Annotated in this window: 12 protein-coding genes; 7 read left to right on the forward strand and 5 right to left on the reverse strand. The window is 69.1% G+C overall.

Annotated features, from left to right (window positions below):
• Positions 1 to 31 precede the first annotated feature (31 nt).
• From serB to pgl, 7 genes are all read left to right on the forward strand, one after another.
• Positions 32 to 1009, forward strand: a complete 978-nt coding sequence (gene serB, locus HNR24_RS04530; protein WP_259392403.1) for a phosphoserine phosphatase SerB — start codon at positions 32 to 34, stop codon at positions 1007 to 1009.
• A gap of 237 nt (positions 1010 to 1246) precedes the next feature.
• The gene (gene tkt, locus HNR24_RS04535) at positions 1247 to 3358 is read left to right on the forward strand and encodes a transketolase (RefSeq protein WP_182495127.1); all 2112 of its coding nucleotides are present in this window, start codon (positions 1247 to 1249) and stop codon (positions 3356 to 3358) included.
• A gap of 174 nt (positions 3359 to 3532) precedes the next feature.
• Complete coding sequence (tal, locus tag HNR24_RS04540) at positions 3533 to 4654, forward strand: transaldolase (RefSeq protein WP_182495128.1); 1122 nt, start codon at positions 3533 to 3535, stop codon at positions 4652 to 4654.
• Between the two features lie 219 nt (positions 4655 to 4873).
• Positions 4874 to 6523: a phosphoglucose isomerase-related protein gene (locus tag HNR24_RS04545; RefSeq protein WP_182495129.1), complete on the forward strand. Its 1650-nt coding sequence runs from the start codon at positions 4874 to 4876 to the stop codon at positions 6521 to 6523.
• 179 nt (positions 6524 to 6702) lie between these two features.
• Positions 6703 to 8172 carry a glucose-6-phosphate dehydrogenase gene (gene zwf / locus HNR24_RS04550; RefSeq protein ID WP_220477358.1) on the forward strand — a complete coding sequence of 490 codons (1470 nt, stop codon included), beginning with the start codon at positions 6703 to 6705 and terminating at the stop codon, positions 8170 to 8172.
• Between the two features lie 13 nt (positions 8173 to 8185).
• The gene (locus tag HNR24_RS04555) at positions 8186 to 9145 is read left to right on the forward strand and encodes a glucose-6-phosphate dehydrogenase assembly protein OpcA (RefSeq protein WP_058889408.1); all 960 of its coding nucleotides are present in this window, start codon (positions 8186 to 8188) and stop codon (positions 9143 to 9145) included.
• A gap of 56 nt (positions 9146 to 9201) precedes the next feature.
• A complete protein-coding gene (gene pgl, locus HNR24_RS04560) occupies positions 9202 to 10095 on the forward strand; it encodes a 6-phosphogluconolactonase (RefSeq protein WP_182495130.1) in 894 nt (297 codons plus the stop codon).
• 149 nt (positions 10096 to 10244) lie between these two features.
• Here the strand turns inward: pgl and secG are convergent, their stop codons facing one another.
• The 5 genes from secG to HNR24_RS04585 all read right to left on the reverse strand — a co-directional run bounded on the left by secG (position 10245) and on the right by HNR24_RS04585 (position 14835).
• Positions 10245 to 10496, reverse strand: coding sequence for a preprotein translocase subunit SecG (secG, locus tag HNR24_RS04565; protein ID WP_182495131.1), 252 nt, complete (start codon positions 10494 to 10496; stop codon positions 10245 to 10247).
• Between the two features lie 82 nt (positions 10497 to 10578).
• The gene (gene tpiA, locus HNR24_RS04570; protein ID WP_182495132.1) at positions 10579 to 11403 is read right to left on the reverse strand and encodes a triose-phosphate isomerase; all 825 of its coding nucleotides are present in this window, start codon (positions 11401 to 11403) and stop codon (positions 10579 to 10581) included.
• Between the two features lie 78 nt (positions 11404 to 11481).
• On the reverse strand, positions 11482 to 12708 hold the full coding sequence (locus tag HNR24_RS04575; RefSeq protein ID WP_182495133.1) for a phosphoglycerate kinase: 1227 nt from the start codon (positions 12706 to 12708) through the stop codon (positions 11482 to 11484).
• Positions 12709 to 12933: 225 nt separating this feature from the next.
• The gene (gap, locus tag HNR24_RS04580; RefSeq protein ID WP_182495134.1) at positions 12934 to 13938 is read right to left on the reverse strand and encodes a type I glyceraldehyde-3-phosphate dehydrogenase; all 1005 of its coding nucleotides are present in this window, start codon (positions 13936 to 13938) and stop codon (positions 12934 to 12936) included.
• Between the two features lie 273 nt (positions 13939 to 14211).
• Entirely contained in the window at positions 14212 to 14835 is a 624-nt protein-coding gene (locus HNR24_RS04585; protein ID WP_058889413.1) for a superoxide dismutase, read from the reverse strand.
• Positions 14836 to 14866: the final 31 nt, after the last annotated feature.

The following is a 14866-nucleotide window of genomic DNA, read 5'->3' on the forward strand; positions in this document are numbered from 1 at the left end:
ACCCGATCAGGCGCTATAGGCTGAACACGCTATGACTGCGCACCCTGATCCTGATCTCCCCGGCCCCGATCTCCCACCCGGCACGGTGGCCATGTTGGCCGCCGCCGAGCTCGACGGACCACTGATCCGCTCGCTGACCCACGAGTTCTCTCGACGCGGCGTGGTCCACAGTGTGGAGCTGCGCCAGGTCCCACTGGCCGATGCCACCGAGGTGTCTGCGGTGCGCTGGTCCGTGACGCTGGATGACTCCGATGACTCCTTCGGCTCCCAGCTGGCGGTCTCGCTGCTCGAAGACGCCGCGCATCAGCTCAGCGACACGGTCACCCAGACGGTGCTGCCGGCCCCGCACCGCGCCCGGCTGCACGCGCAGGACGGCCGGCTGATGCTGCTGATGGACGTGGACTCCACGCTGATCGATCAGGAGGTGATCGAGCTGCTGGCCCGCGACGCCGGACGGGAGGCCGAGGTCGCCAAGGTCACCGAGCGTGCCATGCGTGGGGAGATCGACTTCGCCGCCTCGCTGCACCAGCGGGTCTCCGCGCTCACCGGGCTGCCGCAGAGCGTGATCGACTCGACCCTCGCCGCGGTCACCCCCACCCAGGGCGCCCGGGAGCTGCTGCAGGAGATGCGCCGGCGCGGCTGGCCCAGCTACGCCGTCTCCGGCGGATTCCTTCAGGTGCTCGCACCGCTGGCGGAGGATCTGGGGCTCACCGGCCACCACGCCAATGACCTGGCCATCTCGCCGCAGGGGACCCTGGAAGGGACCGTGCGGGGCGCCGTCGTCGACCGCGCGGCAAAGAAGGAGTATCTTGAACAGTGGTCGGCGTCACAGGGACTGCTCCCGCACAACGTCGTCGCGGTCGGCGATGGCGCCAATGACCTGGACATGATCACCGCCGCCGGAGTGGGCATCGCCTTCTGCGCCAAGCCCGCTCTGCGCGAGCAGGCGGACCTCGTGATCGACCACCGCTCCTTCGAGCTCATCTCGCTGGCCCTGGGGATGAGCTGAGCTGACCGGTTCGAAGGAGTGAAATACCCCTGCACCGTCGCAGGAGAGAACACGCAGCCGCGGCGAAGACGCCGCAGCCAGAGAACTCATACTCGCGATCATCACGCGTGAGCATCCAGCAATGCTCTGATGATCCGCCAGGAATAGCCTCTATCCCGGTAGGGTTGATCCTGCGCGGCACAACGATGTGCGCGGCCCTCGTTGTCCACACGTCCCTCACCATTTGGAGGAAACCTAGTGACCGATAATGCCGTATTCACCGATCTGGATAAGCGGGCAGTCGATACGCTGCGCGTACTTGCAGCCGACTCCGTGGAGAAGGTCGGCTCCGGCCACCCCGGCACCGCGATGTCGCTGGCTCCAGCCGCCTACCTGCTCTTCCAGAAGATGATGAAGCATGATCCCACTGACCCGCAGTGGATCGGCCGCGACCGCTTCATCCTCTCCCCCGGTCACACCTCGCTCACGCTCTACCTCCAGCTCTACTTCTCCGGCTACGGCCTCGAGGTCGAGGACCTGGCCGCGCTGCGCACCTGGGATTCGCTGACTCCGGGCCACCCCGAGTACGGACACACCCCCGGAGTGGAGATGACCACCGGCCCGCTGGGCCAGGGCCTGGCCTCCTCGGTCGGCTTCGCCTACGGGCAGCGCCGGATGCGCGGCCTGATGGACCCCGACGCGCCCGCCGGGGAGTCCCCCTTCGACCACACCATCTGGGTGATCGCCTCCGACGGCGACCTCCAGGAGGGCGTGACCTCCGAGGCCTCCTCGCTGGCGGGCCACCAGGAGCTGGGCAACCTCGTGGTGATCTGGGACGACAACAAGATCTCCATCGAAGATGACACCGACATCGCCTTCACCGAGGACGTCTCCGCCCGTTACGAGGCCTACGGCTGGCACGTGCAGCGCGTGGACTGGAAGAAGTCCGGTGACTACGACGAGGACATCGAGGAGCTGCACCGCGCGCTGGAGGCGGCCAAGGCCGAGACCTCCAAGCCCTCCCTGATCGCGCTGCGCACCGTGATCGGCTACCCCTCGCCCAAGAAGCAGAACACCGGCGGGATCCACGGCTCGAAGCTGGGCAACGACGAGCTGGTCGCGCTCAAGGAGCTGCTCGGCTTCGACACCGAGGCGCACTTCGCGGTGGAGGACGAGGTCCTCACCCACGCCCGCAAGATCCTCGAGCGCAGCGTGGAGACCCGGAAGGAATGGGACGGCAAGTTCGCCTCCTGGCGCGAGGCCAACCCGGAGCAGGCGACGCTGCTGGACCGGCTGACCGCCGGCGAGCTGCCCGAGGGCTGGGAGTCGAATCTCCCCGAGTTCCCCTCCGGTGAAGAGGTCGCCACCCGCTCCGCCTCCGGCAAGGTGCTCAACGGCATCGCCGAGGTGCTCCCCGAGCTCTGGGGCGGCTCCGCAGACCTCGCGGGATCGAACAACACGCTGCTCTCCGGCTACGACTCCTTCATCCCGGAGTCCCACTCCACCGAGAAGTTCTCCGGCAACCGCTATGGGCGCAACCTGCACTTCGGCATCCGGGAGCACGCCGCGGCCTCGATCACCAACGGCATCTCGCTCTCCACCCCGCTGCGCACCTATAACGGCACCTTCCTGATCTTCTCGGACTATCAGCGCCCCGCCATCCGGCTGGCCGCGCTGATGGGCACCGGATCGATCTTCGTGTGGACCCACGACTCGATCGGTCTGGGCGAGGACGGACCCACCCACCAGCCGGTGGAGCAGCTCGCCAGCCTGCGCGCCATCCCCAACCTGGACGTGATCCGCCCCGGGGATGCCAATGAGGTCGCCATCGCCTGGCGCGAGGTGCTGCGCCGCAATGATCGCCCCGCCGGTCTGGCGCTGACCCGCCAGAACATCCCGACCTACGCCCGCGGCACCGGGGCCGCCACCGCCACCGAGTTCGGCTCGGTGGAGGGCGCCGCCAAGGGCGCCTACGTGCTGGCCGAGGCGGTCAAGGACGGAGCCGTGGTGACCCCCGACGTCGTGCTGATCGGCACCGGCTCCGAGGTCCAGCTCGCCGTGGAAGCCCGCGAGGCGCTCACCGCTCAGGGCGTCGCCGCCCGCGTGGTGTCCATGACCTGCCGCGAGTGGTTCTTCGAGCAGGACGCCGCCTACCGCGAGTCGGTCATCCCGGCCGCCGTGAAGGCGCGCGTCTCCGTGGAGGCCGCGTCCTCCATGGGCTGGCGGGACATCGTCGGTGACGCCGGCCGGATCATCGGGCTGGATCACTTCGGGGCCTCTGCGGACTACAAGGTGCTCTACGAGCAGTTCGGCATCACCGCCGCCGCTGTCACCGAGGCCGCCCAGGAATCCATCGCCGCCGCCTCCTGAGGGCGGCTCTCCGGGGCACCCTCCACCGGGCGCCCCGAGGAGCACCCTCGCTGACCGAGACCACCCGGAGGCTCTGCCTCCGACCGGCCCTGCACAGGGCAGGCCCTCCACGGGCAGGGCCTCCGGGCGTCCGGCGCATCAGACTCATCCATCACCTGGCATCAGGAGAACACCATGACTGCAAACAAGAACACCCAGGCCCTCTCGGACCTCGGGGTCTCGATCTGGCTCGATGACCTCTCCCGGGAACGGCTGAACTCGGGCTCGCTGGCGAAGCTGATCGAGACGCACAACGTCGTCGGCGTCACCACCAACCCGACCATCTTCGAGTCCGCTCTGAAGGACGGCGAGGCCTATGAGGCGCAGCTGACCGAGCTGGCCGCCGCCGGAGCCGACGCCGAGCGGGCCGTCTTCGACATCACCACCGCCGATGTACGCGAGGCCTGCGACGTGTTCGCCGGGGTCTACGCGGCCACCGACGGGGTCGACGGCCGGGTCTCCATCGAGGTGGATCCCCGCCTGGCCCGCGACGCCGCCGGCACCATCGCCCAGGCCCGCGAGCTCTACAAGGCGGTGGACCGGGAGAACGTGCTGATCAAGATCCCCGCCACCGTGGAGGGCATCGAGGCGATCGCCGCCGTCACCGCCGAGGGCATCAGCGTCAACGTGACCCTGGTGTTCTCCCTGGAGCGCTACCGCGCAGTGATCAACGCGTTCATGCTCGGCCTGGAGAAGGCGCACTCGGACGGGATCGACATCTCGAAGATCCACTCCGTGGCCTCCTTCTTCGTCTCCCGCGTGGACGCCGAGATCGACAAGCGCCTCGAGCTCGCCGCCGAAGAGGGCAAGCCCGGCACCGAGAAGCTGAAGTCCCAGGCCGCCGTGGCCAACGCCCGGCTCGCACACCAGATCGCGGTGGAGACCTTCTCCTCCGAGCGCTGGCAGCTGCTCGCCGAGCGCGGCGGACGCCCGCAGCGGCTGCTGCTGGCCTCCACCGGCACCAAGGACCCGAACCTCTCGGACACCCTGTACGTGACCGAGCTGGCCGGCACCGACGTGGTCAACACCATGCCGGAGAAGACCCTGCTGGCCCTGGCCGATCACGGCGTGGTCGAGAAGGACACGCTCAGCGGCACCTACGTGGAGGCCAATAAGGTCCTCGACGGCATCTCCGCCGCCGGGATCAGCTACCGCGACGTCGTCGACACCCTGGAGACCGAAGGTCTGGAGAAGTTCGAGGTCTCCTGGAAGGGCCTGCTGGGCACCATCGACGATGGGCTCAAGCGCAACAGCTGAACCGTGCACGCCGGTCCGCCCGCGATCTGAGCGGACCGGCCGACTGTTCACCCCGTACGGTGCCCGGCCCGAGACGCCTCCGCCTCCACCCAGTGGAGCGCAGGCGGCTGGATCGGGCGCCGATCAGGGTCAACAGCCGTGTGAATCCCACCGGCCCCCTATAAGCGCAGATGCTGGCCAGGCTGAACCGAGGCGTTCGGCTGAGAAAGGAAGCACGTCATGAGCTCACTCTCCCTGACACTGTCCGGAGCGGCCCGTCAGGCCGCCGAACACCAGGTTCCCGGTCTGCTGGACCACGAATTCGCCTCCCGGCTGGCCGCGAAGGACCACACCCTCTGGGGCGTGGACGCCGAGGAGGAGGCCAGCAAGCGGCTGGGCTGGGTGGCGCTCTTCGAGGACTCCCGCGCACTGCTGCCGAAGATCGCCGCGCTGCGCGAGGAGCTCGCCGCCGAGGGCGTCACCCGGGTGGTGCTCGCCGGGATGGGCGGGTCCTCCCTGGCCCCAGAGGTCATCTGCGCCACCGCCGGGGTGGAGCTCACCGTCCTGGACTCCACCGACCCGCAGCATGTCGCCGCCGTCGTCGGGTCTGACATCGAGAAGACCGTGCTCGTGGTCTCCTCGAAGTCCGGCTCCACCGTGGAGACCGACTCGCAGCGCCTGATCGTGCAGCAGGCGATAACCGAGGCCGGGATCGACGCCGTGTCCCGCACCGTGATCGTCACCGACCCGGGCTCCCCGCTGGCCGAGTCCTCCGCCGAGGCCGGGGTCCGCGCGATCTTCGAAGCCGACCCCACCGTGGGCGGGCGCTACTCCGCGCTCACCGCCTTCGGCCTGGTCCCCTCCGGTCTGGCCGGGGCCGACCTGGAGTCCCTGCTCGACGACGCCGAGGAGACGCTCACGATCCTCGCCGAGGACGACGCCGACAACCCCGGTCTGCGCCTGGGTGCAGCCATCGGCGGCACCGTCCCGCTGCGCAACAAGCTGGTGCTCGTCGACGTGGGCTCCCCGCTGATCGGCCTGGGCGCCTGGATCGAGCAGCTGATCGCGGAGTCCACCGGAAAGAACGGCACCGGCCTGCTGCCGGTGATCGTCGCCGACGGCGAGCCGGAGCTGCACCGCGATGACGACGACGCACTGATCACCCAGATCATCGACGTCGAGGTCGAAGACGGCGCCTCGGTGGACAACGACGACGCCGACCTGGTCGTCAGCTCACACGGGGTGCGCACCGGCGGAAGCCTGGGCGCGCAGTTCATCCTCTGGGAGGTCGCCACCGTGGTCGCCGGGGCGCTGCTGAGCATCAACCCCTTCGACCAGCCCGATGTGGAGTCCGCCAAGACCGCCGCCCGCGGCCTTCTCGACGCGCCCGCCCCGGAGGCCGGTGACGCGGTGACCGACGGCGCGCTCTCCATCCGCACCCTCGGCGGCGGAGCACTGACCGAGGCGAACCCGACCGATCTGAGCCAGGCGCTGCAGGCGCTGGTGAAGGCCGTGCCGGAGGACGGCTACCTCGCGGTCACCGCCTACCTGGACCGCACCACCGAGACCCAGCTGGAAGCGATCCGCGCCCAGCTCTCCTCACTTGCCGGACGCCCGGTGACCTTCGGCTGGGGCCCGCGCTTCCTGCACTCCACCGGACAGTTCCACAAGGGCGGCCCGCACGTGGGCGCCTTCCTGCAGCTCACCGCCAGCTCCAGCACCGATGTGCAGGTCCCGGACCGGCCCTTCACGCTGGCCAAGCTGATCGCCGCGCAGGCCGAGGGCGACGCCCAGGTGCTCGCCGGGCATGACATGCCGGTGCTGCAGGTGCACCTGAACGACCGCACCGCCGGCCTGGCCCAGGTCATCGAGACCGTGGACGCCCTGTGAGCTCAGCACGCAGCACCTCCGCGCCCAGCTCCGGCGCCGGGGCCGGGGCCCAGCGCAGCGCCGGAGCACCGCGCAGCGCCGGGGCTCCGCGCAGCGTAGGGGCACCGCACAGCCGGCCCAGCAACCCGCTGCGCGACCCCCGCGACCGTCGCCTGAACCGGATCGCCGGACCCTCGGCGATGGTGATGTTCGGGGTCACCGGGGACCTGGCGCGCAAGAAGCTGCTCCCGGCGATCTACGACCTGGCCAACCGCGGGCTGCTGCCGCCGAGCTTCTCCCTGGTGGGCTTCGGCCGGCGGGACTGGACCCATGAGCAGTTCGCCGCGGAGGTCCTCGAGCAGGTCAAGGCCTCCGCGCGGACCCCCTTCGACCAGCAGGTCTGGGACCAGCTCTCCGACGGGCTGCGCTTCGTGACCACGACAGGCTTCGACGACGACGCCGCCTACGCCCGGCTCGGCGAGACCCTGGATGAGCTCGAGGAGTCCCGGGGCACCCGCGGCAACCACGCGTTCTACCTCTCGATCCCGCCGAACTCCTTCGAGATCGTCTGCCAGAAGCTCTCCTCTCATGGGCTCGCCGCCCCACAGGACACGGTGGAGGACCCCTGGAGCCGGGTGGTCATCGAGAAGCCCTTCGGCCATGATCTGGCCTCCGCCCGGGAGCTCAACGCCGTGGTGGAATCTGTGTTCCCCCCGGATGCGGTCTTCCGGATCGATCACTACCTGGGCAAGGAGACGGTGCAGAACCTGCTCGCGCTGCGCTTCGCGAACCAGCTCTTCGAACCGCTCTGGAACGCCCAGTACGTGGATCATGTGCAGATCACCATGGCCGAGGACATCGGCATCGGCGGCCGGGCCAGCTATTACGACGGCGTGGGCGCCGCCCGCGACGTGATCCAGAACCACCTGCTGCAGCTGCTCGCGCTGACCGCGATGGAGGAACCGATCTCCTTCGACGCCGCGCACCTGCGCGCCGAGAAGGAGAAGGTGCTCGCCGCCGTGCGGATCCCGGAGGACCTCGGGGCCGCCTCGGCCCGGGGCCAGTACACCTCCGGCTGGCAGGGCGGGGAGAAGGTCGTCGGGTTCCTCGACGAGGAGGGGTTCAACCCGGACTCCACCACGGAGACCTTCGCGGCGCTGAAGCTGGACATCAACACCCGCCGCTGGGCCGGGGCCCCGTTCTACCTGCGCGCCGGGAAGCGGCTGGGCCGCCGGGTCACCGAGATCGCGGTGATCTTCAAGCGCGCCCCGAACCTGCTCTTCCAGGACCACGATGACAAGGAGTTCGGCCAGAACGCCGTCGTCATCCGGGTCCAGCCCGATGAGGGGGCCACCATCCGGTTCGCCTCCAAGGTCCCGGGCACCCAGATGGAGGTCCGCGACGTCACCATGGACTTCGGCTATGGGCACGCCTTCACCGAGGACAGCCCGGAGGCCTATGAGCGGCTGATCCTCGATGTGCTGCTCGGGGAGCCCCCGCTGTTCCCGCGCCATGAGGAGGTCGAGCTCTCCTGGAAGATCCTGGACCCCTTCGAGGAGCACTGGGCCGCCCAGCAGGTCCAGCCCGAGCCCTATGCCCCGGGCGGCTGGGGGCCACCCTCTGCCCATGATCTGCTGGCCCGCGATGGCCGCACCTGGCGCAGGCCCTAGAAGGAGAACTCACGTGATCGTCGATATCGAGAACACCACCACCTCGAAGGTCTCCAAGAAGCTGCGCAAGCTGCGCGAGGACGGCGGCGTCGTCGCCCTGACCCGGGTGCTGACGCTGGTCATCCTGACCTCCAAGGACAACGCGGAGCCCGCGATCGCCGCGGCGAACCGGGCCTCCCGGGAGCACCCCTGCCGGATCATCGTGCTGGCCTCGGGCCGGGCCGCCGATGAGACCCGGCTCAACGCCCAGATCCGGGTCGGCGGGGACGCCGGCGCCTCGGAGGTGATCGTGCTGGAGGCCTCCGGGGAGCTCACCGAGCAGAACGAGGCGATGGTCTCCGCGCTGCTGCTCCCGGACGCCCCGATCGTGGCGTGGTGGGCCGATGAGCTGCCGGAGAACGTCAGCAGCACCCCGATCGGGAAGATCGCGCACCGCCGGATCACCGATTCCGCGATGGACCCGCGCCCGCTGGAAGCGCTGCAGCGGATCTCCGCGCACTACGCCGAGGGTGACACCGATCTGGCCTGGACCCGGCTGACGCATTGGCGGATCCACCTGGCCAGCATCTTGGACACCTTGGACCCGGCGGATCTGACCTCGGTGACCGTGGAGGCCGCCGCGGACCTGCCCAGCGCGGCGCTGCTCGCGGCCTGGCTGCAGCAGGCGCTTCAGATCCCGGTCAGCCTGGTCTCCACAGTGGCCCCGGCGGAGTCCGAGCTGCCACTGACGCTGACCGCGGTCACCTTCCACCGGGCCGAGGGAGATGTCAGTCTCTCCCGGCCGCGCGGGGAGGAGATCGCCGAGCTGCGCTCCGCCGACGGCCTGGTCCAGGGCGTGCCGCTGCCGGTGCGCACCCTGGAGGTGTGCCTGGCCGAGGAGCTGCGCCGGCTGGACTCCGATGAGGTCTTCGGCGAGGTGCTCACCCGGGCGCTGCCGGTCACCGATCTCACCGGCGCCTCGCCCGCGGCCTGACCCAGCGGTTAGGCTCGGGGAAAACGTGCAAGACGCTGCGGAAAGGTGCATCCCCCATGACAGATTCCCCCCAGGCCACTTCGGCTGAGTCCACCTCGTCCGAGTCGGCTTCGGCTGAGCCGACTTCGGCTGAGCCGGCTTCGGCTGAGCCCGCTTCGGCTGAGTCTGCGCTGGCGGCCCCGCGCACCGAGGTCTTCGCGGAGAAGGACCAGCTGGTCTCGGTGGTCGCGGAGCGGCTGCTCGCGGTGCTGGTCGACGCGGCGCGGGAGCACGGTGAGGCTCACGCGGTGCTCACCGGGGGCAGCGCGGGCATCGCGGTGCTGGCTCAGGTGGCCGAGCTGGTCGCCCGGCCCGGCACCGAGACCCCGTCCTGGCGCCAGGTGCACTTCTGGTGGGGCGATGAGCGGCTGCTGCCCAGCGATGACCCGGAGCGCAACGCCCAGCAGGCCCACACCGCGCTGCTCGATGCGCTGATCGCCGAGCACGGGCTGCCCGAGGAGAACGTGCACCGGATGCCGACCTCGGAGGACGCCGCAGACCCGGGAATCGGGGCCGAGATGTACGCCACCGAGCTGCAGGGCCATGCCGCTGACGGCAGCCAGGACGGCCTGGCGCTGCCCCGGTTCGACGTGCTGCTGCTCGGCGTCGGACCCGACGGGCACGTGGCCAGCCTGTTCCCCGGCAAAGCCGCGCTGGAGGTCACCGAGACGACGACCACGGGTGAGGACTCCTCCCCCAAGCCACCGCCGCAGCGGATCTCGCTGACCTTCCCGGCGATCCACAGCGCGCAGCGAGTCTGGATGGTGGTCTCCGGCGCGGACAAGGCCGAGGCCGCCGCCCAGGCACTGACCCCGGACACCGTGGTCGCGGAGATCCCCGCAGTGAACGCCCGCGGCACCCGGGAGACCATCTGGCACCTGGACCGGGCCGCCGCCTCCCAGCTCTCCTGACCTCCCCGCCCTTCCTGGGCAGTTGAGTTTTCCGGCTACTTCGTAACCGCCGGAAAACTCAACCACCCAGGATAGGTGGGATGGGATGCGAAGAGCCCCGCTCGACCGTGGTGGTCGGGCGGGGCTCTTTTCGCTGCGGGGGGGGGCGTTCAGATATCGGCGCCCAGCGGGACCATCAGGGCCAGGGCCACGATGATCAGGCCCCAGGTCACGGCCAAGGTGATGGTCAGCCGGTTCAGGTTGCGCTCTGCCACGCCGGAGGACCCCAGCGAGGAGGTCACGCCGCCGCCGAACATGTCAGACATGCCTCCGCCGCGGCCCTTGTGCAGCAGGATGAGCAGGATCAGCAGCAGGCTGATCAGTGCCAGGAGCACCTGAAGTGCGATGGTCAGTGCAGACACAGCGACCTTTCATGATGGAACGGGTGCGAAACGACTACCAGGATAGCCCGGATGGGGCCGAATCCTGGCTTCCGGAGTCAGCTCAGCCCTGCGCGCCGGTGTCGACGTGCTTCTCGAAGGAGGCGATCTTGCTGAACTCATCGGTGTCCAGGCTCGCTCCACCGACCAGGGCGCCGTCCACATCGGCGCCGCCGAGGATCGCAGCGACGTTCTTGGACTTCACGGAACCGCCGTAGAGCACCCGCACGGTGTCGGCGAACTCCTGGGAGTACAGCTCGGCGAGCTTGGCGCGGATCGCAGCGGACATCTCCTGGGCGTCCTCGGGCCCCGCCACCTTGCCGGTGCCGATCGCCCAGACCGGCTCGTAGGCGACGACGAGCTCGGCGAGCTCCTCGGCGCTGCGACCCACCAGGGCGCCTTCGAGCTGGGCCAGCGTGTGCGCGACGTGGTTCCCGGCCTCGCGGACCTCCAGGCCTTCCCCGACGCAGAGCACCGGGGCGAGCCCGTGGCGCAGCGCAGCGGAGAGCTTGGCGTTGAGCTGCTCATCGGTCTCGCCGTGGACCTCGCGGCGCTCGGAGTGTCCGATCAGCACCTGGGAGCAGCCCAGCTTCGCCAGAAAGGCCCCGGAGATGTCCCCGGTGTAGGCCCCGGAGTCCTGGTCGGAGAGGTCCTGGGCGCCGTAGTCGATGCCCAGCTTGTCCCCGGTGACCAGGGTCTGCACGCCGCGCAGATCGGTGAACGGCGGGAACACCGAGACCTGCACCCGGTCGTAGTCGTGGCCGGCGTCGTTCAGCGTCCAGGCCAGCTTCTGGACCAGCGCGATCGCTTCCATGTGGTCGATGTTCATCTTCCAGTTGCCCGCGATCAGCGGGCGGCGCACGAAGGCGCCGTTCTTCTGAGTAGTCATGGAGAGGGTGTCCCTTTCAACGGTGATGAGATCAGCAGGTCAGGCGAAGCAGCGGCGGTGGGACCGCCGAGCGGCGGGTCAGGACTCGAGGGCGTCGATGCCGGGCAGCGACTTGCCCTCGAGGTATTCCAGGCTGGCGCCGCCGCCGGTGGAGATGTGGCCGAAGCTGTCCTCGTCGAAGCCCAGCGCGCGCACGGCGGCGGCAGAGTCGCCGCCGCCCACCACGGTGAACGCCTCGGTGGTGGTCAGCGCCTCCGCCACGGCGGCGGTGCCCTTGGCGAAGGCCTCCATCTCGAACACGCCCATGGGCCCGTTCCAAAAGACCGTCTTGGCCTGGGCGATCTCGGCGGCGAAGGCCTGGGAAGTCTCGGGTCCGATGTCCAGGCCCAGCGCCTCGGCACCGTGCTTGCCGGACTCCAGGGCGTCCACCGGGAGCACCTCGACCTCGGCGTCGGCGGCGAAGGCCGAGGCCATCACGATGTCGGTGGGCAGCACGATCCGGCAGTTGTGCCGCTCGGCGGCCTGAAGGAAGCCGGTGACGGTGTCGAGCTTGTCGTTCTCCACCAGGGACTTCCCGATCCCGTGGCCCTGCGCCTTGAGGAAGGTGAAGACCATGCCGCCGCCGATCAGCAGCGTGTCGGCCCGGCTCATCAGGTTCTCGATCACGGCGAGCTTGTCAGAGACCTTGGACCCGCCGAGCACCACCGTGTAGGGGCGCTCCGGGGTCTCGGTCAGGCGCTTGAGCACCTGCAGCTCGTCGCGGACCAGATCGCCCTGGTAGGCGGGCAGCTTCGCGGTGATGTCAGCGACCGAGGCATGCGCGCGGTGCACCGCGCCGAAGGCGTCGTTGACGTAGGCGCCGTGTTCGCCGGTCAGCGCGGCGAGCTCGGCGGCAAGCTCGGCCCGCTCGGCGTCGTCCTTGGAGGTCTCGCGCGGGTCGAAGCGGACGTTCTCCAGCAGCAGGATCTGGCCCGGGGCCAGCGCGGCGGCGTGCTCCTGGGCGCTGGGGCCCACCAGGTCCTCGGCGCGCAGCACCTCGACCTCGCTGAGCTCGGCCATCCGGGCGGCCACCGGGGCGAGTGAGTACTTCGGCTCGGGCTCGCCCTTCGGGCGTCCCAGGTGCGCGGTGACCAGCACCCGGGCGCCGGCGGCGGCGAGCTTCTCGAGCACCGGCAGCGAGGCGCGGATGCGGCCGTCGTCGGTGACCACACCATCCTTCAGCGGCACGTTGAGGTCGGAGCGGACGAGCACGCGGCGGCCGTCCAGGGCTTCGGCGAGCAGGGCGTCAAGGGTGGCTGCAGTCATGTGTTCAGGGTACCAATCGCTGGAAGGGAGAAACATGGGGCGGTGCGGCTGAGCAGGCGCTCCGGCCGGGAGCCGACGACGACGGCGCTGGGGCCCGCCGCCCGGGGACAGACCGGGTCCGCCGACAGGACCGACGACGACGGCGCCGGCCAGTGCCGCACGGCAGAAGCCCCGGTCTCGACGAGGGTTCGTCGAGCCGGGGCCTCTGCGTTCACGCGTGCTGGATCAGCGGCCGACGTGCGCGGTCATGTCCACCAGGCGGGAGGAGTAGCCGTACTCGTTGTCGTACCAGCCGAAGACCTTCACGGTCTTGCCGATGACCTTGGTCAGCGGTGCGTCGAAGATCGTGGAGTGCGGGTCACCGACGATGTCGGAGGAGACCAGCGGATCCTCGTTGTAGGACAGGATGCCCTTGAGCGGGCCTTCGGCGGCCTTCTTGAAGGCGGCGTTGACCTGCTCGGCGGTCACGCCCTCCTTCTCGATGGCCACGGTGAGGTCGGTGCCCGAGCCGGTGATGACCGGGACGCGGAGGGCGTAGCCGTCAAGCTTGCCGTCCACCTCGGGGATGACCTGGCCGATGGCGGCGGCCGCACCGGTGGAGGTCGGGACCATGTTCACGCCGGCGGCGCGGGCACGGCGGGCGTCTCTGTGCGGGGCGTCGTGCAGACGCTGATCACCGGTGTAGGCGTGGACCGTGGTCATCAGGCCCTCGACGAGACCGAACTCGTCGTTGAGCACCTTGACCATCGGAGCCAGGCAGTTGGTGGTGCAGGAGGCGTTGGAGACCACGGTGTGCTTCTGCGCATCGAAGGTGTCCTCGTTGATGCCCATGACCAGGGTCGCGTCGACGCCCTTGCCGGGGGCCGAGACGATGACCTTCTTGGCGCCGGCGTCGAGGTGCTTGCCGGCGGTCTCCTTGGTGGTGAAGAAACCGGTGCACTCCAGGACGACATCGACCTCCAGGTCGCCCCAGGGCAGGTTCGCCGGGTCCTTGTCCGAGAAGAGCTTGATCCGGCGATCACCGGCGACCAGGGTGTCCCCGTCCAGGGAGACGTCCTTGGGGTAACGGCCCATGACAGAGTCGTACTTGGTCAGGTTCACCAGCTGCGCCGGCTCGGTGAGGTCGTTGATCGCCACGAGCTCGAGGTCGGTGCGTCCGGTGTTCTCCAGCACCCGCAGCACGTTGCGGCCGATACGTCCAAAACCATTGATCGCGATTTTTGTCGCCATGGAGGTTCCTCTCTTGACAGGGGGACCGCAGTTCCTGCGGGCCTTCGAGGCGTTCTTGTCCAGCCAGCCCAGGGAGCTTGCCCGGCGAGGGCGAAAAGCCCGTAGACACACGTTGGGGATCAGCAGCTCGACCGTAGTCGAACCGCTGACCCCCAACGACATCGTTGTACATCAGGCTGTCTGCAGAACGCGATTTTCAGTTTTCTCGTACATCATTCAACCATGTCGGCAGGCCGGTGCCCAACATTCTGGGCCCGGTTCTCCCAGGGCGAATCAGGGCGTGATCAGCTGCGAGGCGCCCGAGCGGGCGGCGGCCAGGCGGGCCGAGACGTCGTTCCAGTTGATGATGTTCCAGAACGCCTTCACGTAGTCCGGCTTCACGTTCTGGTAGTCCAGGTAGAAGGCGTGCTCCCACATGTCCAGCATCAGCAGCGGGATGGTGCCCACGGGCACGCCGTTCTGCTGGTCGTAGAACTGCTCGATGACCACGTTGCCACCGATGGGCTCGTAGGCGAGGATCGCCCAGCCGGAGCCCTGGATGGTCAGGGCGGCCTGGGTGAACTGCTGCTGGAAGGCCTCGAAGGAGCCGAAGAACTCGTCGATGGCGGCTGCCAGCTCACCCTCGGGGCGCTCCTGGCCCTCTGGGGAGAGGTTCTTCCAGAAGATCGAGTGGTTGGTGTGCCCACCGAGGTTGAACTGCAGATCCTTCAGCAGCTTCGGCGTGGTGGCGTAGTCGCCCTTCTCGCGGGCCTCGGCCAGCTTCTCCAGCGCGGTGTTGGCGCCGGTGACGTAGGTCTGGTGGTGCTTGGAGTGGTGCAGCTCCATGATGCGAGCCGAGATGTGCGGCTCCAGCGCGGAGTAGTCGTAGTCCAGTTCGGGAAGTGTGAAGTCAGTCAAGATGTCCTCCTAGACACAGGGGTTTGCCGAG

This window comes from Nesterenkonia sandarakina (assembly GCF_014138825.1).
GTDB lineage: Bacteria > Actinomycetota > Actinomycetes > Actinomycetales > Micrococcaceae > Nesterenkonia > Nesterenkonia sandarakina.